Genomic DNA, 23,381 nt, shown 5'->3' with positions numbered 1-23,381 from the left:
TGGCGACACTCACCCTGAACCGGGTGAGTGTCGGTCTGGATCGATCTTAGAGACGATCAAATCTGTATGGAGTTGGATCGATGATCGGTTCAACGCCGGCTACCAGGTCAGCGGCCAACTGGCCGGCGGCCGGACCGGTACCGAAACCGTGGCCGGAGAAGCCGGTGGCGATGGTCAGACCAGGAATCGATTCAATGTGGTCGATCACCGGGTTGGAATCCGGCGTTACATCGAGCAGGCCGGCCCAGGCTTCTTCCACTCTGGCTCCCTCAAATGCGGGCCAGGCCGCCTTGAGGTTATTCAGCGCGTCCTGGTTCAGGCCGGCGTTAAAGTCCGGATCGTTGGTACGCACCTTCTCGAACGGCGACTCGCGATCGGCCTTCCAGCGACGTGGCAGCGCCAGATCCTTGAAAAAGGCTTTACCGAAACCGATCTTCAGGAAGCTGCGCTGTGTGCGCAGCTGGTCCAGATAGCGGTGGCCGATCAGCAGGTGATCCAGCGTGACCGGAGCGTCGAGCTTGCCGCGCTGGGTGATGATAAAGCCGCCGTCCTGATGCTTGCGGAAGGAAAAGTCCGGTGCACCCAGTGCGGTGTCGGTCGGGCCCTCCATCGGCTGAGTTCTCAGCACCGAGCAGATCAGAGGCAGGGTCGGCAGCGACACGCCCAGGTTGCCGAGGAAACGACGTGACCAGGCACCACCGGCCAGCAACACCTGCGAACAGCGTACCTCGCCCTTTTCCGTGACCACGCCTGATACCCTGCCTGCCGACATGGACAGTGTGCGCACCGCGCAGTTTTGCACCAGTGTCGCGCCGCGCTTCATCGCCGCGTTGGCAATGGCGCTGGTGGTGATCGAAGGTTCGGCATAGCCGTCGGAGGGGGTATGGATGCCGCCGACCCAGTTGCCCTTGCCGCCAGGTACCAGCCGGTCAATATCGCCGGGTGTCAGCAGTTTGGAATCCAGATTCAATGTCTCAACAGACTTGTACCAGTCTTCGTAGAACGCCATCTGCGCTTCGGTGCGGGCGACGAACATGATACCCGCCTGACGGTAACCGACCGAGCGGCCGATGCGCTCGGGCATTCCAGCCCACAGGCGGTCGGCTGCCTGGGCCAGCGGCACGTCATGGGCATGGCGGCTGGTCTTTCGGATCCAGCCCAGGTTGCGGGAGGATTGTTCACCGGCGATATGGCCTTTTTCGAGCAACAGCACCGAGATATTGCGCTCTGCCAGGGCCAGGGCGGCGGTGACGCCGACAATACCGCCACCGATGATGACGGCGTCGGCGGCGGAGGGAAGTTCGTCAGCTGTAGCGACGGGTTCCAGTGTTTTGGTCATAGTGGTTGTCCTGCAGCAGCGGCAGAGCCAGCGACGAATCTACCGACCCCACGGTGATTTATTGCGCGATGCGGATCTCTTCCACCTCGGCCTGTGACGCGCCACGGTAAGCCGTGACCTCCAGCTCGACCTTGTACACGGTGGAGCCCAGCGGCGGGCAGGTTACGGTGGTGGCCGGGTTGATGCCGCGGAACTTGGTACCGATGAACTCCATCACCGCCGGGGTGTCGTCCGGGTTCTGGATAAACACGCGGGACATGATGACGTCGGCCAGGGAGGCATCGACCGCCGCCAGCGCTCGCTCGATATTGTTGAACACCTGCTCGGTCTGTTCGATTACATCTTCCGGGATCTCTTGGGTATCCGGGTTGCGACCGGCGGTGTTGGAAACGTGGATCAGGTTATCCACCATTACCAAGCGGGAGTAGCTGGCGATCTCTTCAAACTTGGAGCCGGTTTTGACTTTTACGATCTTGGTCATTGGATCTTCTCGACAATAAATTACGAAAACGGGTAACGAAAACGGCACGGCGAGCAGCGCCGTGCCTGAATGGGGCGTCGAAGGGCGATCAGCGCAGCGCCGGGGTATCCCAGAGGTTCAGCTTGACGCCGATACCCTTTTCGATGGCGTTGCGGTAGATCTTGGTGGCCCAGGCCACGTCCTCCACCGGCATGCCGCCCACCGACATGATGATGATCTCGTCGTCGTTCTGGCGTGCCGGGGTGTCACCGCAGATGATCGCCCCCAGGTCTTCCAGCTCGTCCTTGCTCATCTGGCCCTCTGCGATCATGTCCATAAAGCGCATGCCGACCAGCGGGATCACGTGGTGGCTGGGCTTGGGTACCTCTTCGTACCAGGCTTCGTACAGGCCGATGCTGTCCATCACCTTGCGCACGTCCGGGCCACTCATGCCGTCGTCCAGGCTGCAGCTGGCCGGCATCGCCAGATAGGCGCCGGGCTTCAGCCACTCGCGCTTGACCATCGGGTAGGTGGTCGGGTCGCCCACTTCGCCGGAGTTGCAGTAGGAGATCAGGTCGGAGTCGCGTACCAGCTCCTCGATGCTGTCGACCACCTGCAGGGTGGTGATCTGCGGATAGCTCTCCTTGACCCAGGCGATGAAGTTGTCGAGGCTCTTCTGGCCGCGACCTTTCACCTTGATGGTGTCGATCTGCGGGCAGGCGGCGATGAAGGAGGCGACGGTGGTTTTACCCATCACGCCAGGGCCGAGCAGGCCGATCACTTTCGAATCCTTGCGCGCCAGATGGCGGGCGCCGACACCGGGAATCGCACCGGTGCGGTAGGCGGACAGCAGGTTGGCGGACATGTGGGCCAGCGGCGCACCGGTATCGATGTCGCTGAGGGTCATCATCAGGATTGAGCGCGGCAGCCCCTTTTCACGGTTGGCGATATTGGAGCCGTACCATTTCACGCCGCAGGTCTGGAAGTCGCCGCCGAGATAAGCCGGCATCGCCATCAGCCGGCGGTCAGCGGTCGGCTTGGGCATGGTCGGGAAGGGCGAGCTTTCCGGGAAGGTGATCATGGCGCCGTGGGAGTCGCTGTTGGGGCCGGCCATGCGGTAGTCACCCTTGTGCAGCAGCGAGAACATCTCCTCCATGGTATCGACGCAGGCAGGCATATCGGTCACGCCCGCTTTGATCATGTCCGGCTCGGACAGGTAGATAAAATCGATCTTGGTATTTTCAGACATTGCATCACCTATAGAAGTGGGTTGCCGAATCGAGGCTTAATTGAGGCATAGTTTCGAGCGTTGGATCAGGCCTTCACTTCCTGGAACGCGATCTTCAGCGCCAAGGTCAGCTTGTCGACCTCGGTTTCGGTCAGGGTCAGGGTTGGCGAGAGGATGATCTTGGTTCCCACAGGACGCACGATGGCACCTTCACGCATGGTCACGGCAGCGAGGCGGTTGGCATAACCGTTGGTCGGATCGATCGGCTCACGGGTCTCCTTGTTGGCGACCAGATCGATGGCAATCATCAGTCCCTTGCCGCGGATCTCACCGACGGCGGGGAAGTCGAGCAATGCGTGCTCCAGCTTGCGCTTGAGCAGCTCACCCTGAACGGCGGCGTTTTGCGGCAGGTTCTCCTGCTCGACGATCTTCAGCGACGCCAGCGCGGCAGCGCAGGCGACTGGATGACCGGAATAGGTGTAGCCGTGCATCACCGCGCCGGTGAAGGATTGGCAGCCTTCGATGGCGCTGGAGATGCGCTCGTTTACCAGGGTGGCACCCAGCGGGATATAACCGGAGTTGATCCCCTTGGCGAAACACTGGATATCCGCTTTGACGCCCCAGCCGCGCACGCCGAACATACTGCCGGAGCGGCCGAAACCGGTGACCACCTCGTCGGCGATCAGTAGCACGCCGTACTTGTCGCAGACCTGGCGCACCAGCGGCCAGTAGTTGGCCGGGGGCACGATAACGCCGCCGGCACCCTGCACTGGCTCGGCGATGAACGCGGCCACAGTGTCCGGGCCCTGGAACAGGATCTCCGCCTCCAGCTGTTTGGCGCAGAGATGACCAAGCTCCTCCGGATCCTCACAGTTCCACGGGTTGCGGTAGAGCCAGGGGGTATCGATGTGGATGCAGCCCGGCAGCATGGGTTCGTAGGAGGTACGGAACACAGTGTTGCCGTTGACCGAGGCGCCGCCGAAGTGAACGCCGTGGTAGCCCTGTTTCAGCGAGATGAACTTGTAGCGCTGGGACTGCCCGACCGCCTTCCAGTACTGACGCGCGATCTTCAGCGCCGTTTCCACCGCATCGGAGCCGCCAGAGCTGAACATCGCCTTGGTCATCCCCTCCGGTTGGGTCATCTCGACCAGCCTGTCGGCCAGCTCGTGGACGCGGGGGTGGGAGCAGCCGTCGAAGATCTGGAAATACTCCAGCTCATCCAGCTGGGCGCGGATGGCATCTTTGACCTCCTGGCGGTTATGACCGACGTTGACGTTCCACAACCCACCCACACCGTCGACCAGCCAGTCGCCGGCAGCAGTCTGGACGTAGTTGCCGTCGCCTTTGACGATCTGGATAAAGTTGCGCGAGGCCGGGTCGCCGGGATGGGCCATCGGGTTCCAGAAGTTTTGTGTTTTAGTTGTCGCTTTTGGGGCTGTCGATTGCATGATCTACTCCGGTTTCTTTGGACCGCGAGAAGCGCGCCGGGGCGGAGTCCAGCGCGGCAACGATGTCCCAGCGAGGTGGAACGCGGCCGATAAAATCGAGTATATCGATGCGAGTTTGGGCGACTATCAACCAGAAGGTTGATAGTGCCCTGGTGCGGATAGCGGGTGGAGTAGGAGACTAGTGCTTCTGGTACAGCGTGGAGATCAGTTCGTTCTTACTGTTGATCGATAGCTTCTGGAAGATATGCTGCAGGTGGGTCTTGACCGTGGCCAGGCTGCAGTCCAGGTTGTTGGCGATCGATTTGTTCGGCAGCCCCTGGGTCACCAGCTCGACCACCAGGCGCTCCTTATTGGTCAGGCCATGCTGGCTGCAGAAGGTGTCGAACTGGGCATTCTTCGGCGAGCCGATGCTCTGCTCCAGCGAGAACTGCATGAACTGATAGAGCTTGTTCACCCGGCGTACGTAGTCGGCATCGATCTCCGGCTGGCTGGCCAGGTTGAACAGGGCGAAACCGGCAATCAGCTGGTTGTCCTGGCGCAGGAACAGCTCGACGATATCGCGCACGCCCCAGGGGTTGATGAACTCTTGGAAATAGGGATGCTCGCTGCGCTCACTACCGGACACCAGATCGCTCATCTTGACCACGTCGACATCATTGTCGGAGAACAGGGTCGGATGCAGCGGATCGTACTTGTGGTAGGTGTTGACGTATTCCCTGTGCATCGAGGGCTGCAGCTGGTGTACTTTGTAGCACACCGGTTTACCCTTCTCGTCGATAAGGTAGGAGATCGCCTTAGGTACGTCGAGCACACCGGTAAGCAGACCGAGACATTCCTCCTGGAACTGATATAGCCCTACCGAGTGCGACAGTGAATTGACGTTCATATAACTGTCACCCGCTTGTAAGAAAGTTAATATATTAACTTATTAGCGCGGGTGAGAGTTGATGTCAAATGAATTCTATTCGCCGCGCCGGCCTGTGGCCGATCCGGGCGTCCCTGCCCAAGCCGGGGCTCAGTTTTTCCTGCGCAGTAATCCCCAGATATAGAAGCCCAGCGATGCCACGATCATCAGGAACAGGGTCAGGCTGATCGGCCGGGTCAGGAATATCGTCAGATCGCCATCACCAACCCCCATCGCCTGGCGGAAGCGGGTCAGGAATACCGGCCCCAGTACCAGACCGAGGATGATCGGCACCGCCGGAATGTTCGCCCGGCGAAGCATATAGCCGAAGATGGCGAAACCGAGCGCGATCATCGCATCGGAGAAGCGGTAGTTCTGGCTGTAGCTGCCGATAAAGCCGAGCACCAGGATGAAGGCACCGATGAAACGACCACGAATGCGGGTCAGGTTGACGATCCAGCGGGTGGCGAAGGTCAGGTACAGGAACACCACGATATTCATCAGGAACAGCGATAGATACAGCCCCGAAATGAACTCGGGGCGCTCTACGAACAGCGTCGGTCCCGGGATGTAGTTATGCACCATGAACACCGCCAGCAGCATCGCCATCAGCGCGTCGGTGGGAATGCCGAACGCCAGTAGCGGTACCATGACCGAGGCGGTGACCGCGTTGTTGGAGGTCTCGGAGGCGATCACACCTTCCGGCGCGCCATCGCCGAACTTCTCCGGATTCTTGGAGAATTTCTGCGCCAGGGTGTAGGAAAAAAACTGCGAGCCGAACTCGCCGACACCGGGCAGCAGGCCCATTACCACGCCCAGCGCAGCGGATCGGATCACCGTCACTTTATGCCGGAGAAGTTCGACAAAGCCAGCGAACATGCCGCTACCCTCCAGCTTGGTTTTCTGTGCGTCATTGCCGCGCTGGGACAGCAGCACGAAGGCCTGGGACATGGCGAACAGGCCGATCACCGCCGGCACCAGCGGGATACCGCCGAGGAGCCAGCTCTGGTCGAAGGTGAACACCTGGGTGCTGTATGAGCGATCCAGACCGACGGTACCGAGGAAGATACCGAAGCCGAGCATCATCGCCGCTTCAACCACATGGTTGCGGTGGGCAAGCACAACGAAGATCATCCCCAGTGCGGCCAGCATGGCGAACTCTGCGGAGCCGAACTGTCGGGCCACCTGGGACAGAGTGGGCGCGAGCAGTACCAGCGAACAGACACTGATGATGCCGCCGACAAACGATGAGGTGTAGGCGATCGACAGTGCGCGCTTGCCCTCACCGCGTTTCGCCATCGGGTGGCCGTCGTAGGTGGTCAGCACCGCCACCGGGGTACCGGGGGTGTTCATCAGGATGGCGGGTATCGCCCCGCCGTACCAGGCACCACCGTACACGCCGAGCAGCAGGGAGACGCCGGCCAGCGGCTCCATCGAGAAGCTAAGCGGTAACAGAATCGCCATGACCCCGGCGGGTTCCAGTCCCGGAATGGAGCCGATGGTCACGCCGATCAGCGCGCCCAGCACGATCGCCATCAACACATTGAGATGGCCAATTTCATTAAGACCTAAGAGTAACGTCTCCATAGTGTCGGGCCTCTGTTATAGATACTGGTTGGCGAGGTCGGCGAGGTCGTCCGGCAGCAGGGAGTAGAGCCAGGCATCCGGTAGCCAGATGTGCAGGATGATGCGGAAGACAATGATCAGTGCCGCCACGGTGAGCAGGTTGGTGATAAACCAGGTGCGATCGAGCAGGCGCGACAGCCAGAGCAGGGTTGTCGTAAACAGGACGGTCGACAGCAGAAAGCCGAACAGAGTCAGGGACTGGATATACAGGAAGAACAGTAGAGATGACGCAATCGCAGTGCGATAGCTTTCCAGGCCGTCGAACACCATCTCCACGGTGTTTTCACCGCGGACGATAGCTGAGTTGCGGAACTCTTTGAGTGACTGGGCAACACGGACCAGCGAAAAGATGGCCATGACACTGAGGCCGAGAGCGGAGCCAACCATGGGCTGGGTGAACCAGCCGCGTTTGGTATTGACCCAGGCCGCCTGGTCGGGAAGCAGGCATAGAAGAAGCACTGACACCAGCAACAGGAACCAGTAGACCCCGTAGGATTTCTCCTCCAGGGACTCCTCGTTCTCCTGCGCCGCTGATATCTGTTTTGTCGAGATGTTATTCATGGGCTCGTGACGGCTACTGAACCCCGCAGTCCCTCATGGACTCCGGGGTTCGCTTGTTACAACAGGCAGATCACTTCATGAACTTGAGCAGCTCTTTCGAGGCTTCAAAGTCATTCGCAACCCGCTTCTCGGCATCCGCGCCGCCAACCCAGTAGATACCTGCGCCGGTGTTCGCAACCAGATCAGATACGCGCTGATCCTTGAGTGCCTTCTGTGCGATCTCGGCGATACGGTTCTTGATCTCTTCGGAAGTGCCTTTCTTGACGAACAGGCCGTTCCAGGTGGTCTGCGAAATACCGGTCTGCTCCGCCAGTGTTGGTACGTCCGGCGCAATAGAGATGCGCTCATTGGTGATCGAGGCGATCACTTTCGCTTCGCCGGACTTCAAGCAGGCCAGGATCTGCTGAGTCGTGGTGTTGATCACGTCCGCATCGCCGGTGGCCAGCGTAGAGCAGTCGTTGGTGTCGAACGGGGCGTCAGAGGCGAATTTGATCCCCTCTTTGACCGCGGCCTTGAAGGTGATCGCCGTGGGTAGCGCCTGGTATCCGAAGTGACCCAGGGACACATCGTGAGTCTGGGAGTATTCCGCCAGTTCCTTCAGGTTGTTGTATGGCGAGTCGGCTTTGGTGGCGATGACGAACGGATAGTCGAGGAAGATACCGACAGGCTCGAAGGTATCCTTTTCGTACGGCGCGTTACCGGCCAATACGTGGGTGGTGAGAATGTCCGCGACGAAGGAGCCGATAGTCAGGCCGTTGGGCGGCGTATTGGCCACGTCGGCAGCTCCGATCAGGCCGCCGCCGCCGGCCTTGTTCACGACAGTTGCGGGCTTGCCGGTTTCATTGGTCATCTCTTCGGCGATGATGCGGGTCAGGATATCTTCCAGGTCACCCGGCGGCCAGGGCACAACGAACTTCACCGGACGGGACGGATAGTCGGCCGCAGAGGCAGTCGTTGCGGTCAGTAGCGGAGCCGCGGCTACGGCTGCCGCAACGAGCAATGTCTTGAACTGTTTTTTCATGGTCACCTCACGTGTGTATGTTAGTCTTTTTTAGAGTTTTTCGAGCTATTGAGGGGCACGATGAGTACCGGTATCTGAGTGTGGTGAAGCACTTTTTGGGCGGTGGAACCCAGGAAAATCCTGGACGCTGTCGAGGCGCTTCGTTCACCCATCACGATCAGGTCGGCAGCCAGCTTGTCCGCGCTACGCACGATCACCTTAGCCGGCGGGCCAACGAGTACTTTTATTAGAGTCGGGTAGGGCAGCTGGGTACCTTCCGGCAACTCTTCATCCAGGAAGCTCTGGATCCTTTCGGTTATGCGTTCCTTGTAGGTGTTCAGCCAGGCGTTGGTATGGGCCGCGTTTACCTTGCGTGGCAGGTAATCATCAATCATCTCGGCGGCGGCGCTGTTAAACGGCTCCAGCGCGTGGATGAAAATGATCTGGGCATCATGCTTGAGCGCCTGCTCCACCGCCATGCGAAAAGCGGGACGGCTGCCCGGGCTGATGTCGGAGGCGTAGAGGATCGTATTGATCGTTGGCAGCATCTAGCGTCTCCCCGCAAACGGGTTATTGACTGAACACACCTTCATTACAGTGCAATTAGCAGGCATTGCCTATCAACCGTACGGTTGATAGGCGTGTTTGATGGGAGAAGCCGAGTGAGGGACTTTGGCTTGATGCTATCGCGGCGAGCTCAACTGAACAGTGCCAACTGGTCGCCGGTCTGGGGTGGTACCGAGAACAGGTCCGTACGCAACTGCAGTCGGTCACGCTGGCCCAAGCCGTATCGGTTGAGTGCCAGGCGAAAGCGTTGCTCGATCAGATTGGCGAACGCGCCTTCGCCACGCATCCGGGTGCCGAAGCGACTGGCATACTCCTGACCGCCACGGCTCTGACGGATCAGACTCATCACATGTTCGGCCCGGTCCGGATAGTGGTGGTCCAGCCATTCACGAAATAGATCCTTCACCTCATGCGGCAGGCGGATGAAGATATAGCCGGCGGAACGCGCTCCGGCATCGGCACTGGCTTTGACAATGGCTTCGAGCTCGCGGTCATTGATCATCGGTATCAGCGGTGCGACCAACACACCGACCGGCACGCCAGCGTCGGTCAGATCGCGGATCGCCGCTAACCGGGTCCTGGGGCCGGCCGCACGCGGCTCGAGCGTACGTTTGAGTTGCGGATCCAGCGTGGTCATGCTGATCATCACCGAGCAGAGCTGCTGTCGAGCCAACTCGGCGAGCAGATCGAGATCCCGGGTGATCAGCGCACCCTTGGTGATGATCGTCACCGGCTGGCGGAACCGGAGCATCACCTCCAGCAGCTCGCGTGTGGTGCGGCGTTGCTGCTCCAGCGGCTGGTAGGGATCGGTGTTGGCGCCCAGGGTGATCGGTGTGCAGCGGTAGTTTTTCCCCCGTAACTCCTTCTCAAGCTGCTCGGCTGCATGGGTCTTGCAAATGATATGGGTCTCGAAATCGAGCCCCGGTGACAGGTCCCAGTAGGCGTGGCTGGGGCGGGCAAAACAGTAGATACAGCCGTGTTCGCAGCCGCGGTAGGGGTTGATCGACTGCTCGAAGGGTACATCGGGCGAACTGTTGCGGCTGATGATGGTTTTCGGCCGCTCTTCGATCTGTACCGTAGCGATTCGGTCAGTAACCTCGCCGTCGTCAAACTCCGTTTCGGCGTCGAGTTCCTGGTGGGTGGGTGAGAAACGGTTGGCTGGATTGCTCAGGGCAGCCCGGCCTCGTAGAGGTTTTGAAGCGGACATGAAGGCGCTGCTCTTAATAAAATACTGTTTAAATATACAGTATATGGGTTGCAGCGCAAGCCAGGCGGTGTTATGCGCTTCACTCTGCCGCTGATCTGTAACCCGACTAATAAAGGGTGTCCGCAATAACTGGTTGATGCACGACTTACTGTAAGGTACTCATATCGTTCTCCCAACGGAAAAGGTGGTTGATAACATTAAAGCTTTAACCCTTCTCTAACCCCTCTGTCTTTAAGTTGTCCATCTGGTTCTAAATACCCTATCGCCGGTGGACACAGTTCATGCCTTCTTACCTTCTGCTTTTGGTCTCCTTGGTGCTTGCCCTGCTATCGGGCTGTGCCAGTATGGGTGATCAGAGGGATTATTCCTCCCAGGCCAGCCACATACCATTGACGGTGCCAGCCTGGTCAAACGATGACTCAATGGGTTCTGCCACGCATCTGACAGAACTGATAAACAGCCAGGAACTTCAATCGCTGGTTTCCGAGGCTCTGGCCAATAACCCCGGATTACAGCAAACCCTCCTGGCGCTTGAGCAGAGCAAGACCCAGTTACGCCAGAAGCGCGGTGACCGCTACCCGGAGCTGGAAGCTGGGTTCAGCGCAAGCAACACCAAGGATTCTGACAGCCAATACACAGGGTCGCTGACACTTAACTGGCAACTGGATCTGTGGCAACACATTGAAGACGGTATTAACGCAGCAGAGCAAAGCCAGTTTCAGCAACAGGAAACCTATCAGGCAGCCAGGGATACGCTGGCGTCTGAAACGATGAGTAGCTGGCTAAGCCTGATCTCGCAAAAACGTTCCCTGGCGATAGAACGGCAAAGGCTGAACACCCTTGAAAGGAACGAGCAATTTATCCTGCAACGGTATCAGCGAGGCCTCGGTACTCTGGATGACCTTGACAGTGCTCGCAGTTCAACCCTCAGCACCCGTGCTTCAGCACGCGAGCTTGAACAGTCCATTCGCGAAGGTGAGAGAGCGCTGAACAGTCTGCTGGGTCGTGTAACCGACAACCCATATCAGGTGCCCGACGAGTACCCCAACGTAGAGAAACCACTGGCTGAATTACCGGAACAGACTCTGGCCCGCCGCCCGGATTTGCAGGCGGCGTGGCACGCCATTGCGGCAGCCGAAAAAGACGCCAGCGTTGCTTATAAAGACCTGCTTCCGAGGATAGATGTTCAAGCCGCACTGGAAGACATTGCAGCCTCACCTGGAGATGCCCTTCTCACCGATCCGGTCTGGTCTTTACTGGGACAACTGACCGCGCCACTGTTTCAGGGTGGCAAACTGAAAGCCGCTGTCGAAATCGCCAATCTTGAGAGCGCCATTCAATACCAGAACTATCGCGAAACCCTGCTAACGGCCGTTGAGGAAGTCCGCAATGCGCTGGCCCGTGAACAGGCGCTTTCCGAACGCCAGGCCTATATACAGCAAGCCTTGGAAACGCAGCGCCTTACATTGACGCGTTATCAGGACAAATACCGTGCCGGTAACGCCACCATTCTGGAGCTTCTGGACGTACAGGGGCAGACCTACGATCTGGAAGCACAGCTCGACACACTTACTTTCAACCGCCTTGATAACCGCATCACCCTGGCGCTTGCGCTGGGCCTGGGAGTCACCGAATGAGTCGTAAATCCATCCGAATAATTGTCCTGTTGCTGGCTGTCGTGTTTGTGGTCGCTGTCATTATTTATAACAGCGGGCGAATGGCCGAGCACCAGGAGGCTATGCAACAGACACCGGCAGCCAGGGAGCCACAAAGCCCAACCGTTGCCGTGATCGAGATCACCGCTGCCACTCACCAGGCTTCTGTTGAAGGGGTTGGTGGCGCCAAGGCAAGGTTTGATCTGGCGCTGAACAGTCGTGTCAGTGGCCAGGTTGTCGCGGTGCACGACGCTTTTGAGTCCGGACGATTGGTTACCAGTGGCACAACCCTCGCCACATTAGACGATAGCCAGCTTCGGGCGTCACTGGAGTCGGCCCGCGAGACCCTGGCCAGTGCTCGCGTGGATTACTTGCAAGAGCAACAAGAGTTGCAGCAGGCGCAACAGGAATGGTCCTCGTCCGGGTTAACGGGTGAGCCAACCTCACCTCTGGTGCTGCGAGAACCGCAACTGGCCGCTGCAAAAGCAGCATTGGATAGCGCGAAACAAGCCGTTGCTGCTGCAGAGGCGGACCTCGCCAGTATCCGCATCAAGGCACCGTTCGACGCCATCGTGGTGAGCCGGGAAATTGCGCCGGGGAGTTACATACAAGCGGGTAATGAGATCGGGCAATTGTTAAGCGCCGGTACAGTGGACGTTGCCATTCCTCTGTCAGCAAGCGACTGGTCAATGCTGCCCAGCGAGGCAACTCTCCTGTCGGGGGACTACCCGGTAAAGCTTCAGCAGCATGAAACCGGGGAGCACTGGACCGGCGTCGTGACTCGTGTCGAAAAGAGCCTGAACACGGATACTCGCCTGCGATCCCTGATCGTCACAGTGGAACAACCGCTCAACCATGAGACACCACTGTATCCCGGCACTTTCCTTAACGCACAAATTCCAGGAAAGGCCGTGGCTGGCCTGTGGAAGCTACCGCCATCAGCACTGAGCCAGCGGGGCGAGATCTGGACCGTCAACGACGACAACCTTCTGAACGCTCACGCCGCTAACATCCGCTTTTCGGATACCGGGCACATCTACGTCGAGCCGCCTGACAGAAGCAAAAGCGCGAAGGTTCTTGTTCAGCCACTAAGCAGCTACAGCGAAGGAATGAAAGTTGTTCCTCACAGGGAGCAATACGATGAGTAAGCAGCACAACTACAAGGGTGTGATTCCCTGGTTCACCACCAATCCGGTAGCCGCTAACCTGCTTCTGGTCCTCATCATTGTTGCGGGTCTGTTGAGCGTTGGCGACTTACGCAAGGAAGCCTTTCCGGCAGCTGATCCGGAGAGTATTACAGTGTCTGTGACCTATCTCAGCGGTTCCGCCCAGCAAAGCGAGGAAGGTGTCGCCATTAAAATCGAGGACGCTCTGGAGGGTGTCACCGGCATCAAGTCCATCACATCTACCTCTAACAGCCAGGGTGTGACGGTCACCGTCGAGCGACAGTCGGATTACGACCTGGATGCGCTGCTACGGGATGTTAAAAACAAGGTGGATGGTGTTTCGAATTTTCCGGCCAATGCGGAAAAGCCGGTGGTAGAGAAAGGTCAACGGGAATCCCAGGCTATAACACTCCAACTGTATGGCGATGTCGGTCGTCAGACCTTGCAGCAACTGGGAGACCGGCTGAAGGCGGACCTTCTGTCACGACAGGATATCAGTCGGATAACCTATTCAGGCTGGGTTGATCCGATAATGGCTATCGAAATCGACGAGGCGAGTTTACAGGCTTATGGCCTGTCCCTGACTGATGTTCAGGATGCCATCAATCAGTTCTCCTCAAATACTTCAACGGCCATCCTTCGTCAGGAACGCCTTTTCCTGCAACTCAAAGCATCCGAGCAATCATATTACGCCACAGAATTTGCAAAAATTCCGCTGATCACTACGGCTCAGCAGGGCGTCGTTACCTTGGGCGATGTGGCCAAGATTCGGGACACCTTCGATGACTCAACGCCAGTGTTGTCCCGGTTTAATGGCCGGAACAGCCTTGCTCTGGATGTAGTTAGCATTGGTGACGATGACATTATGAAAACAGTAGCCGCTGTTGAAGAAGTTATTAAGCAATGGCGGGAGAACGGGACGTTGCCCGCAGGCATAGAGCTGGCGAGCTGGAGCGACAGCAGTGAAAATATCTCTAGCAGACTAACACTGTTGGTCGAAAACGCTCTGATGGGGATCGTGCTGGTATTCCTGCTACTGGCTATTTTCCTGAATCTCAAGGTGGCGTTCTGGGTGGCGATGGGACTGCCATTCATTTTCTTTGGCACGCTCTTTTTCATGGGCAAAAACTTCGCCGATCTTAGCCTGAATGAATTCACTACCTTCGGCTTTATCATGGCTCTAGGGATCGTGGTGGACGATGCGGTAGTTGTGGGTGAGAGCGTCTATGCGACGCGGGAAAAGTATGGCGATACACTCACCAATACCATTAAAGGCACCATGCTGGTGGCCGTGCCGACTCTGTTTGGCGTTTTTACTACAGTGGCTGCTTTTGCAGCATTGTCGCAGATCAGTGGCACGCTCGGGCAGCTATACGCACAGTTTGCGGTAGTAGTCACCATTTGCCTGCTATTGTCCGTCGTGGAATCGAAGCTTATCCTGCCGGCTCACCTGGCCCACTTGCATACTCATCGCAATGGGGAACGCGGAAACTGGGCCTCTCGGGGGTGGCAAAAAATACAGAACGGCGCGGATGGAATTTTAGCCTCGCTCAATAACCGCATCTACACCCCCCTAATCGGACACGCAATAGCCCACCGTTACGCGGTCGTTTTGTTCGGCATCGGAATGTTTGTACTGGTAATCGCCATGCCGTTCAACGGCACAGTGAGAACCAGCTTCTTTCCAGATGTGCCCGCCCAAACCGTGACCGCCAGTTTGACCATGCAAAAAGATGCAAGTTACGGACTGACACACAATGCGCTGCGCCAACTCGAATCTCAGGCGTTCCAGGTTGACGAAGCTCTGCGAACAGCCGGCAGTCATGACGACATAGCTATTGCTAACCTGCAGGTCATTTCCGAAGATGACCAAAGCGGTTCAGTGACCGTCGAGTTGACGGATAATGCGCCCTATACGTTAGACGAGTTTACCCGTCGTTGGCGAACGCTTGCAGGCAATCCCGAGGGCACAAAAACGCTCAGTATCCAGAGTCGTCAAATGATGGTAGACGCGTTGCGTATTGAGCTTCGATCCAACGATGACGATGTGCTCTATCAAGCGGGCAACGAATTAAGAGAACACCTTCAGGGTATTGCCGCGATCAGCGGTCTGGATGATAACCTCACGCCCACTCAGCCTCAGCTCAACCTGAAGCTGACGGATCAGGGCAAATCCCTGGGGCTCACCACCGATGATCTTGCAGCCCAGATATACCAGGCATTCAGTGGCCAGGTCGTTCAGCGCTACCAGCGTGGCGGAGATGAAGTGGAAGTAAAAGTGCGTTATCCAGAATCGGACCGGGGCAGTGCCGTCGATGTACTCAAGGCAAACATCCGAACTTCGTCCGGTGATGTCGTGCCGGTTTCCGCAGTGGCGGAAGTCACTTACGGATTTTCCCGCGATAGCATCACCCGTATTGATGGAAAACGGGCCGTTTACATTACCTCCGATGTGGACAAGGAAGCCAGATCCGTGACCGAACTGGTCCGGAGCCTACAGATTACCATCGCCAAAGACCTTCAAGAACAGTATCCCGGCCTGGATATTCAGTTTGGCGGCGAGGCGGAGCAGCAGCAGGAAACGTCATCGTCCATGGCTACCATGTTTATGCTTGCCCTGCTCGTGATCTACATGTTGCTGGCCGTTCCATTGAAATCCTATATCCAGCCAGTAGTGATCATGACCGCAATTCCTTTCGGCATCGTTGGCGCTATTCTGGGCCATTGGTTGAATGACCTGCCTCTGAGCATATTATCTTTTAACGGTGTAATTGCGCTCAGCGGTGTGGTTGTCAACGACAGCCTACTATTGGTGAGTCAGTACAATCAGGAAATTCGGCAAGGCAACGATCATAAACAAGCAATGATAACCGCGTGCGTTGGACGCCTACGCCCGGTGCTGCTTACATCGGCAACAACATTTGCCGGTCTCATACCAATACTCAGTGAAACCTCCATGCAGGCTCAGTTCCTGATTCCAGCAGCTGTTTCACTGGCCTATGGAGTTATGTTCGCCACGGTGATAACTCTGATCCTGATACCATCACTTATCGCCATTCAAGAAGATATGACCGTTTTCCTGAAGCGAGTGACGATAGGTAAGACATATAGCGAGGGAGTCCAAAAGCGATGTTAGATGTTTTGTTGGTTGAGGACGATCATGACCTAGCTACCACCGTCGTGCAGTACCTAGAACTTGAAGGCATTCAGTGTGATCACGCGAGCAACGGTGTTCGCGGACTTCAGCTCGTTCAGAAACATGATTACGATGCGCTCCTGTTAGACCTCAATCTGCCAAGGCTCGACGGGCTGACTCTTTGCCAGAAGCTGCGGGATATGGGGCACGATATCCCGGTGTTGATGCTGACCGCTCGGGATCAACTCCAGGACAAGCTAGATGGCTTTCGTTCCGGTACCGATGACTTCCTGACTAAACCATTTGAACTTGACGAACTCGTGGTTCGGGTGAACGCCCTTACCCGACGTCGGAGTGGCCAGGCCAGGATTTTGCGCTACGGCGAACTCAAGATGGATCTGAACAAGCGAGAGGTCTGTCGCGCTGGTCGCCCCCTGAAGCTGTCCCCGACAGGCTGGAAACTGCTGGAGATACTTCTGAGAGAAGCACCTGTAGCGGTATCCCGGCAGAAGCTGGAGGCAACCATATGGGGGGATAGCTTACCTGACAGCAATGCCTTAAAAGTTCATGTTCATTATATGCGCAAAGCAATAGATGCTGGTTTTTTGTCCCCCATGATTCAGACAGTGCCCGGCTTTGGTTTTGCATTGAGAGATAGCGATGATCAAACTTAACTCCAGTCTCCGAGGGTCGCTGATTCTCACATTTACAACCATCGCTCTGATACTTGTCATGGGGTACAGCTTCTTATCTGCCCAATATTTCATGAAAGGCATGGATACTATTATTGCCGACCACATGGTTCGAGCCGCAACGGCTGTCGCGAACGACAAAGGGTATACCGCGGTCAGCGACTTGGATGGTTACACGGTAACTCGCGAGTGGACGGACCAGCCCGATTCGATTGTCGCAGCAGTGCCCACGCCGCCCCAAAACTCTAACCGGCTTCAGAAAGTTAATTTAGAGAGAACGGAAGAGGAGCTTGATCAGTTGGTTTTTTACATGGTCACGGGTACCTCTAAAGATCTTTTTTATGTCAGTTTCCACATTTCACCTGACAGAGTATCCGATTTGGCGCTACGTAATGGCAGAGATTCACTGGTGACTCTGCTGGCAATCGGATTGGGGACTGCTGTGGTCCTGGCACTGATGGTGTGGTGGCTGATGCATCGAATGGCCCAACCCGTGACTCGCTTGGGGATTTGGGCTAGGGGGCTGAACGAAAAAACGCTTGATGAAAAAGTTCCGGATTTCGGATTCCGAGACCTGAACGATTTCGCCGAAGTGGTGCGTAGTAGCTTAATCTCGGTGAAAGACGGACTCGATAGGGAGCAAACCTTCCTTCGGCGTGCCAGCCATGAACTGCGCACCCCGATCAGTGTCATACGCAGTAACATCCAGTTGTTGGAAAAACTCAAAAGCTTTCAGCCCGACGTTCAATGCGATTCTCGCGCAGATGCCGCTGTCAATCGCATTGATCGCGCTAGTCTGACCATGAAACATCTGACTGAGACCCTGTTGTGGCTAGGGCGAGAAGACATCAGTGAGCTGCCTCAGAGAGAAGTGCGGCTAGATCAACTGATCGAAAACATCACCAGCGATCTTAAATACCTTCTGGATGGGAAAAGTGTCCAGTTATCTGTTCGCACATCCCCCAGCACCTTCGAACTTCCTGAAACTGCTGCCCGCATCGTAATAGGCAATCTTGTTCGCAATGCTTTCCAGCACACATGGGAGGGGCAGATTCGGATTACTCAAGAAGGTTGGATAGTTGAGGTAGAAAACTTCGATACATCGGTAGTGGAAAAAGATGACGATCTTGGTTTTGGTCTCGGGCTGCAGTTGACAGAAAAATTAACCCGGAGACTTGGCTGGAAATTTGAAAATATAATCCTTCAAGACGGGAGAAGCACACGTTTGTGCTTTAAAGCTGACTTGAAGACTTCGGAAGCTTTCAGGGACTGCTGACAGCCCAAGATTAAGATGCAAGTCGCGATGCACGTCAACAAGAAATGGTGCCCGATCACGAGCAGGAAAAGGTCGACCTTTGGAGCATTCTTTAGTCATTCATCCCGGCACCTGTTAGGCACTGTGACCAATCTTGGCTCTGAGGCTAATTGCAGAGTAAGTTCCTTCACATCTAAGAAAAGGTTTGACCGAAATTCAAAAAATTATGGAGTTAACATGAGAAGGAGCTCGCCGCATGACCGAAATGCCCAACAACATCCTGCACCTGCCTGAGTAACATCCCTACACTTATGTGGCGACTCAGACCGGTCTAGCCGAGAAGACAGTACGCGACATTTTCAGTGCCCGGGCCGATTTCCTAGGCCACTAGCAGCGCTTTGAGAGACCAACTATCTGATGAAGATGAAAGGCCGGCAGAAGGTGGAGATCGTCAGCATAGCCAACGATGCCCTGGAGAAGGTGCGCAAGGGCCTCAGAAAGGAGCTGAAACCTGAACCTCGAGGTGATGCGGGCACGAATGCTCTACACCACGAAGCACAAGAAGAAGGCCCCGACTGCGAAGGTCTCTCCGTTCTACAAGAAAACCATCGGTTATGGACTGCCGGACTTCGCAGAGGAACTCAACTACGGGGTTGATCTATCAACCATTAAATCCGCTTACCCCTAAAAAACAAAAAAAGCCCCCGGATAGGGGGCTATGAGAGTCCTCTGCAAAAACAGAGAGCCATGGTGGAAGCTGAATGTCGAAGAGGGTTGCTGTGTTGCATGCTACCGGTTGATGTTGACGATCTGCAGCTGGGTGTACTCCAGCAGGCCTTCGACGCCGAACTCGACGCCGACACCGGATAGCTTGCAGCCGCCAAACGGGGCGTGGGGCAGGACCTCGGCATGGCCGTTGATCCACACGGTGCCGCACTCCAACTGCCGAGCGATGCTGTTTGCTTGTGCGAGGTCCGGTCCCCAGACTGAACCGCCAAGGCCGAAGGGGCAGTCGTTGGCCAGGCGGATCGCCTCGTCGATATCGCTATAGCGGATCACCGGCAGGGCCGGGCCGAACTGCTCCTCGTCGACCAGGCGCACGCCGTTACTGACATCGGCGATGATGGTCGGCGGGTAGAAGTAGCCCTTGCCGTCGACCGGTGCACCGCCGCTGAGGATACGCCCGCCCCGGGCTTTGGCATCCTCGACCAGCTCTTTGACGCGCTGGAACTGGTTGGCGTTCTGTACCGGACCGAAGCTGGTGCCCTCGGCCAGCCCGTCGCCGACCACCTGGGCGTTGGCGATCTCGGCCAGCTTGGTGCACAGGGCATCGTACAGGCTGTCATGCACGTAGAGGCGCTTCAGCGCGGCACAGGTCTGGCCCATGTTCAGGAAGGCGGTCTGGAAGATCCCCTCCGCTACGGCATCCACATCGGTGCCGGGCAGCACGATGGCAGCATCGTTGCCGCCCAGCTCCAGGGTCAGGCGCTTCAGGTTGCCCGACGCGTTGGCCATGATGTTCTGTCCGGTCGGGGTCGAGCCGGTGAAGATCACCTTGTCGATGCCGGAGTGACGGCTGATCGCCTCGCCGATCTCGCGTTCACCGGTGACCAGGTTGACCACGCCGGCGGGCAGCACCTCGTTGATGATCTCAACCAGACGCAGAGTATTCAGCGGCGTCAGCCCGGAGGGTTTGCACACGACGGTGTTGCCGGTACGCAGGGCCGGGATGATGTGCCAGATGGCGATCATCAGCGGCCAGTTCCAGGGGGTGATGGAGGCGACCACACCGAGCGGCTTGCGATGGCCTTCGATGCGCTTGTGCTCGCTGTCCTCGATCAGCTTGACCGGGATCTCCAGGTCGGCGTTGTAGCGTGTCCAGGCCACGGCGCCGCCCACCTCCATCTGCGCCAGGAACAGCGGTTTGCCCTGCTCCTGCACGATGATGCGGGCCAGCTCGTCGGCATTGGTCTCGATACGGTCTGCGACCTTGTGCAGCAGCGTGGTGCGCTCGGCATCGGAGGTTTTACGCCAGCTCTGGAACGCCTGGCGCGCGGCGGCTACGGCCTGATCCAGTTGTTCGACCGAGGCCATCCGGCCTGAGGCGATGGCGGCTTCGGTGGCCGGGTTGATCACGTCGAACGCGTTGCCCTGTCCGGCAACCTTGTCGCCGTTGATCAGCAGGGAGAGTTCGGTGGACATGGTTGCCTCCATAGAGTTTGTTTTAATGTTGTCTATTCAAGGCGTGGTACCGGGCCGAGGGCGGTATGCACCGCCCCGACCTTGGAGCCTTTAGTACGAAATCTGCCATGTGATGGCAGGCCGTGGTTTAGAACGGAACGATCGCCAGTACCTGAACGTAGGTGTTGGTATCGTCGTTGCCCTGGGTGCTGCTGTTGGAATCCGGGGTGTAGAAACCAACCAGCGGGCTGATGATCAGGTGATCGTGTGCCACCCACTCGGCCCAGATATCGATCTCGTTGGCATCGTTGCTGCCAGAGCCGCCCACCGTATCGCTGAAGTCGAAGTAGGAGGCACCCACCGTCAGCATCTCGGTCGGGTTGGCTTTCACGCCCAGATAGTGAATGTCGGCATCGGTGCCGAAGGGACCGGCGTAGTTGGCCGCCACTTCACCCTGGAACCAGGTGCCGTAACCGCGGTTGAAGCCGAAGAACAGCGGGTCGTAGCCTTCGTCATAGCTGGTGTAACGGTAGTTCAAGCTCGGCGACCAGGGCATGTCGGCGAAGGTCCAGCCCGCCTCGGCGTACCAGGCGTTGGCATCCGGGTTACTGTTGCCCTGGGACTGATCCACGTACTCGGCGGAGAGGAACAGGTTCTCGACCCCGGCGTTGCCCTGGAAGCGAACGCTGGTGGTCTTCTGGCCGTCGCGACCGTCGTAACCGAAGAACGCGGCTTCGTTGTCATCCACATCCAGCCCCTTCAGGTGCATCAGGCCGAAGGTGCCTTTGTCGGTGACGTACTCCAGGTTGATCCCGGCCATCTCGACGCTGGCCTGGGCCGGGTTGTCGGATTCGAACCAGAACAGATCGCCACGCGGGCCGGACTCACCGCCGACACGCAGCACCGCGGTCTTGTCGAACGCCTTGCGCGCGGCCAGCCAGTAGGCGCCGCCACGGTTGGCGCTGAACCCCGGCACGATGCCGTCCAGCCCCTCGCCCATGTTCAGCGAGTCACCGTTGAGGATGAAACCGTCACCGATGGTCAGGTTCTGGCGACCGACGGAGAACTCGACCATATCGGTGCGGTAGCCGATGTATAGGTCTTCGATATCGGTTTCACGCTCATCGCCGGTAGTCAGGCCCGCGGCATCGCCGTCGCCCCAGGTGCCGGAGGTGACGGCATTGACCGCACCGAACAGGCTGCCGTTGCCCAGTGTCTTGCTGCCGGAGAAGCCGTACTTGGCATAGCCCTCGGTCCAGGCGGGGCTGGATTCGCTGTTGCCGTAGGTCTCTTCGCTGCTGAAGTGGCCAAGGATCACCTCGATATCCAGGTTCAGCTCGGTGCCGTCCTGGTTGTACAGGTTGTAGGCGGAAGCGGAGCCGGATGCGGCAGCGATTGCCGAGCCCAACAGCAGTGCGGATAGTGAAGGACGAAATGCTTTTCTCATGAAGTGTTCCTCAGTGTGTTTTTTTAGCTTTTCTTGTTGTGTTTGTCGGTTGCACTGAAGGTGAGAGGGGAATCACCGAAAATACGAAATTCATTAAATCGTTTTTGTGATCGGCTAAAAATCAACCGTACGGTTGATCCGGGGAACTACTGCTGCTGTTTGAGGTACTGCGGCAGGTGCCGCTGCCGTCGGTAATGCTCCTCGATCAGGTCTGAGAAACGGTAGCAGCGTCTGAGGTGGCATTGTGGACGGTCATGATCTTGGCGCGTCTTCTGCGACGGCAGGGCGATACGTATGGCGCCTGTGGTGCGGGTTACAGATGCTGAAACAGGTGGTTCTGGATGTCGTCCATGTGACGGCTTATCTTGTTGATCTGGCCGTGGATTGTTACGAAAAGACGCTCGGCTTGCGGGTAATCATGTGGGGACAGGGTGGTCAGCAAATCCTCGCCGCTCTTGTAGAGTGCCAGTATGCAGGGCTCTATCTGCCGAAAAGCCTGGAGTGATCGGTAATCAAACTCATTGTCGTCGCCGTCGAAGTACCACTGTCCAAACCGGGTCGCCTTTGGATCGAGAAGTGTGTGGGGATACTCGGATTGGCCATTGTGCCATAGAGTCCACCACTGGAAGCAGAGCAGGATCAGCTCCAGCGCTGAATCGGAACCATGGCCAAAGGCCATCGAGCGATAGACCGAGGCCATCAGCGTGCCGGCTTTATGAGTGGTAGCTTTGGTTAACGAGACGGTGTCCGAGGCGACTTGGCGCGCACTCTGTGACAGCTCTCTCAAGCCTTCGATTTTCTCATCGACGGCGGCGGTTTTGGTGTCGATCTTCTGTACCAGATCCGATATCTGTTCGCTGGATGCGCGGGTACGGCTGGACAGTTCCCTCACTTCATCTGCGACGACTGCAAAACCTCGTCCCTGTTCGCCGGCGCGCGCTGCTTCTATCGCCGCGTTAAGTGCGAGCAGGTTGGTTTGTTCGGCGATCTTGTTGATTGCACCGGCAAAGCTGTTTATGTCGGTGGCTAACTTCTTGAGTTCATTGACAATATCCCGAGTATTATCTGCGCTGTTTGATATTGATAGCAGGGAGGCGTTCAGACGCTCTAACTCGTCACTGACCCGGGCCAGTTCTTTGTTCGACCCTTCTGATTCGATCATGGGTTCGAACAGCTCTTCGGAGATCAGGTGCACGCGGTCATGTATGACTGTTAGTTGATCCTCTAGCGTGGCTACCTGAGTACGGAAGAGGCTGGCCGGGATGTTGTGCCGTGCTGCTTGGAGCTGGTCGGTCAGGGTATCGATCCGGGTTGACTGCTCCGATAATCGGGTTTCGAGTTCCGAATTCCGGTGGCTCAGGGAAAGATTGGCCTCTTCCAGCTCAACGATTCTCCGGCGGTACTTCTTGGTCAGCATCCCGACGCTCCTTGATCATACTGGGCGAGAAACAGCCACTATTACCCCGGTGCCAGTGGTATGTACATCAACCGTACGGTTGATCCAGCGAG

General features: G+C 57.3%; 18 protein-coding genes and 1 pseudogene. 6 read left to right on the top strand and 13 right to left on the bottom strand.

The window, feature by feature from the left end:
* Nucleotides 1-46: 46 nt before the first annotated feature.
* From IEX40_RS03960 to IEX40_RS03915, 10 genes are all read right to left on the bottom strand, one after another.
* Complete coding sequence (locus tag IEX40_RS03960; protein ID WP_188745774.1) at nt 47-1,339, bottom strand: NAD(P)/FAD-dependent oxidoreductase; 1,293 nt, start codon at nt 1,337-1,339, stop codon at nt 47-49.
* Between the two features lie 58 nt (nt 1,340-1,397).
* Entirely contained in the window at nt 1,398-1,820 is a 423-nt protein-coding gene (locus tag IEX40_RS03955) for a RidA family protein (protein ID WP_036183350.1), read from the bottom strand.
* Between the two features lie 88 nt (nt 1,821-1,908).
* On the bottom strand, nt 1,909-3,048 hold the full coding sequence (locus IEX40_RS03950; protein WP_188745773.1) for an ornithine cyclodeaminase family protein: 1,140 nt from the start codon (nt 3,046-3,048) through the stop codon (nt 1,909-1,911).
* A gap of 65 nt (nt 3,049-3,113) precedes the next feature.
* Nucleotides 3,114-4,475, bottom strand: a complete 1,362-nt coding sequence (locus tag IEX40_RS03945; RefSeq protein ID WP_188745772.1) for an aminotransferase class III-fold pyridoxal phosphate-dependent enzyme — start codon at nt 4,473-4,475, stop codon at nt 3,114-3,116.
* A 178-nt stretch (nt 4,476-4,653) separates the two neighbouring features.
* A complete protein-coding gene (locus tag IEX40_RS03940; protein ID WP_188745771.1) occupies nt 4,654-5,361 on the bottom strand; it encodes a helix-turn-helix domain-containing protein in 708 nt (235 codons plus the stop codon).
* Between the two features lie 129 nt (nt 5,362-5,490).
* Nucleotides 5,491-6,966, bottom strand: coding sequence for a tripartite tricarboxylate transporter permease (locus IEX40_RS03935; RefSeq protein ID WP_188745770.1), 1,476 nt, complete (start codon nt 6,964-6,966; stop codon nt 5,491-5,493).
* 15 nt (nt 6,967-6,981) lie between these two features.
* Nucleotides 6,982-7,566 carry a hypothetical protein gene (locus tag IEX40_RS03930; RefSeq protein WP_229680544.1) on the bottom strand — a complete coding sequence of 195 codons (585 nt, stop codon included), beginning with the start codon at nt 7,564-7,566 and terminating at the stop codon, nt 6,982-6,984.
* Nucleotides 7,567-7,636: 70 nt separating this feature from the next.
* Nucleotides 7,637-8,587, bottom strand: a complete 951-nt coding sequence (locus IEX40_RS03925) for a tripartite tricarboxylate transporter substrate binding protein (RefSeq protein ID WP_188745769.1) — start codon at nt 8,585-8,587, stop codon at nt 7,637-7,639.
* Between the two features lie 20 nt (nt 8,588-8,607).
* Nucleotides 8,608-9,114 (bottom strand): universal stress protein, encoded by a 507-nt coding sequence (locus IEX40_RS03920; protein ID WP_188745768.1) that lies wholly within the window; start codon nt 9,112-9,114, stop codon nt 8,608-8,610.
* A gap of 149 nt (nt 9,115-9,263) precedes the next feature.
* Complete coding sequence (locus tag IEX40_RS03915) at nt 9,264-10,340, bottom strand: PA0069 family radical SAM protein (protein ID WP_188745767.1); 1,077 nt, start codon at nt 10,338-10,340, stop codon at nt 9,264-9,266.
* A 422-nt stretch (nt 10,341-10,762) separates the two neighbouring features.
* Between IEX40_RS03915 and IEX40_RS03910 the strand changes: the two genes are divergently transcribed.
* From IEX40_RS03910 to IEX40_RS03885, 6 genes and pseudogenes are all read left to right on the top strand, one after another.
* Nucleotides 10,763-11,977: a TolC family protein gene (locus IEX40_RS03910; protein ID WP_229680543.1), complete on the top strand. Its 1,215-nt coding sequence runs from the start codon at nt 10,763-10,765 to the stop codon at nt 11,975-11,977.
* Nucleotides 11,974-13,143: an efflux RND transporter periplasmic adaptor subunit gene (locus IEX40_RS03905; protein WP_188745765.1), complete on the top strand. Its 1,170-nt coding sequence runs from the start codon at nt 11,974-11,976 to the stop codon at nt 13,141-13,143. The genes IEX40_RS03910 and IEX40_RS03905 overlap by 4 nt, the downstream gene beginning before the upstream one ends.
* Nucleotides 13,136-16,297, top strand: a complete 3,162-nt coding sequence (locus IEX40_RS03900) for an efflux RND transporter permease subunit (protein WP_188745764.1) — start codon at nt 13,136-13,138, stop codon at nt 16,295-16,297. The genes IEX40_RS03905 and IEX40_RS03900 overlap by 8 nt, the downstream gene beginning before the upstream one ends.
* Nucleotides 16,291-16,971 (top strand): response regulator transcription factor, encoded by a 681-nt coding sequence (locus IEX40_RS03895; RefSeq protein WP_188745763.1) that lies wholly within the window; start codon nt 16,291-16,293, stop codon nt 16,969-16,971. Before IEX40_RS03900 ends, IEX40_RS03895 begins: the two co-directional genes overlap by 7 nt.
* Nucleotides 16,958-18,265 carry a sensor histidine kinase gene (locus tag IEX40_RS03890; RefSeq protein ID WP_188745762.1) on the top strand — a complete coding sequence of 436 codons (1,308 nt, stop codon included), beginning with the start codon at nt 16,958-16,960 and terminating at the stop codon, nt 18,263-18,265. Before IEX40_RS03895 ends, IEX40_RS03890 begins: the two co-directional genes overlap by 14 nt.
* A 277-nt stretch (nt 18,266-18,542) precedes the next feature.
* Nucleotides 18,543-18,932, top strand: a pseudogene (locus IEX40_RS03885) (hypothetical protein); the annotation flags it as partial.
* A gap of 101 nt (nt 18,933-19,033) precedes the next feature.
* Here IEX40_RS03885 and IEX40_RS03880 read toward each other — a convergent pair.
* From IEX40_RS03880 to IEX40_RS22075, 3 genes are all read right to left on the bottom strand, one after another.
* Nucleotides 19,034-20,446: an aldehyde dehydrogenase family protein gene (locus tag IEX40_RS03880; protein ID WP_188745761.1), complete on the bottom strand. Its 1,413-nt coding sequence runs from the start codon at nt 20,444-20,446 to the stop codon at nt 19,034-19,036.
* A 127-nt stretch (nt 20,447-20,573) separates the two neighbouring features.
* Nucleotides 20,574-21,872 (bottom strand): alginate export family protein, encoded by a 1,299-nt coding sequence (locus IEX40_RS03875; RefSeq protein WP_188745760.1) that lies wholly within the window; start codon nt 21,870-21,872, stop codon nt 20,574-20,576.
* A 313-nt stretch (nt 21,873-22,185) separates the two neighbouring features.
* A complete protein-coding gene (locus tag IEX40_RS22075; RefSeq protein ID WP_229680563.1) occupies nt 22,186-23,034 on the bottom strand; it encodes a methyl-accepting chemotaxis protein in 849 nt (282 codons plus the stop codon).
* Nucleotides 23,035-23,381: the final 347 nt, after the last annotated feature.

This window comes from Marinobacterium zhoushanense (assembly GCF_014641945.1).
GTDB lineage: Bacteria > Pseudomonadota > Gammaproteobacteria > Pseudomonadales > Balneatricaceae > Marinobacterium_D > Marinobacterium_D zhoushanense.
Note: the sequence above shows the minus strand (reverse complement) of the source record. Positions and strands in the feature narration are given on the sequence as shown.

Bases quoted from the DNA above. Each gene is read 5' to 3' on its own strand.
- IEX40_RS03915 (WP_188745767.1), bottom strand. From the start codon at position 10,340: ATGTCCGCTTCAAAACCTCTACGAGGCCGGGCTGCCCTGAGCAATCCA.
- IEX40_RS03960 (WP_188745774.1), bottom strand. From the start codon at position 1,339: ATGACCAAAACACTGGAACCCGTCGCTACAGCTGACGAACTTCCCTCC.
- IEX40_RS03900 (WP_188745764.1), top strand. From the start codon at position 13,136: ATGAGTAAGCAGCACAACTACAAGGGTGTGATTCCCTGGTTCACCACC.
- IEX40_RS03880 (WP_188745761.1), bottom strand. From the start codon at position 20,446: ATGTCCACCGAACTCTCCCTGCTGATCAACGGCGACAAGGTTGCCGGA.
- IEX40_RS03910 (WP_229680543.1), top strand. From the start codon at position 10,763: ATGGGTTCTGCCACGCATCTGACAGAACTGATAAACAGCCAGGAACTT.
- IEX40_RS03940 (WP_188745771.1), bottom strand. From the start codon at position 5,361: ATGAACGTCAATTCACTGTCGCACTCGGTAGGGCTATATCAGTTCCAG.
- IEX40_RS03945 (WP_188745772.1), bottom strand. From the start codon at position 4,475: ATGCAATCGACAGCCCCAAAAGCGACAACTAAAACACAAAACTTCTGG.
- IEX40_RS03955 (WP_036183350.1), bottom strand. From the start codon at position 1,820: ATGACCAAGATCGTAAAAGTCAAAACCGGCTCCAAGTTTGAAGAGATC.
- IEX40_RS03875 (WP_188745760.1), bottom strand. From the start codon at position 21,872: ATGAGAAAAGCATTTCGTCCTTCACTATCCGCACTGCTGTTGGGCTCG.
- IEX40_RS03950 (WP_188745773.1), bottom strand. From the start codon at position 3,048: ATGTCTGAAAATACCAAGATCGATTTTATCTACCTGTCCGAGCCGGAC.
- IEX40_RS22075 (WP_229680563.1), bottom strand. From the start codon at position 23,034: ATGATCGAATCAGAAGGGTCGAACAAAGAACTGGCCCGGGTCAGTGAC.
- IEX40_RS03920 (WP_188745768.1), bottom strand. From the start codon at position 9,114: ATGCTGCCAACGATCAATACGATCCTCTACGCCTCCGACATCAGCCCG.
- IEX40_RS03925 (WP_188745769.1), bottom strand. From the start codon at position 8,587: ATGAAAAAACAGTTCAAGACATTGCTCGTTGCGGCAGCCGTAGCCGCG.
- IEX40_RS03930 (WP_229680544.1), bottom strand. From the start codon at position 7,566: ATGAATAACATCTCGACAAAACAGATATCAGCGGCGCAGGAGAACGAG.
- IEX40_RS03890 (WP_188745762.1), top strand. From the start codon at position 16,958: ATGATCAAACTTAACTCCAGTCTCCGAGGGTCGCTGATTCTCACATTT.
- IEX40_RS03905 (WP_188745765.1), top strand. From the start codon at position 11,974: ATGAGTCGTAAATCCATCCGAATAATTGTCCTGTTGCTGGCTGTCGTG.
- IEX40_RS03935 (WP_188745770.1), bottom strand. From the start codon at position 6,966: ATGGAGACGTTACTCTTAGGTCTTAATGAAATTGGCCATCTCAATGTG.
- IEX40_RS03895 (WP_188745763.1), top strand. From the start codon at position 16,291: ATGTTAGATGTTTTGTTGGTTGAGGACGATCATGACCTAGCTACCACC.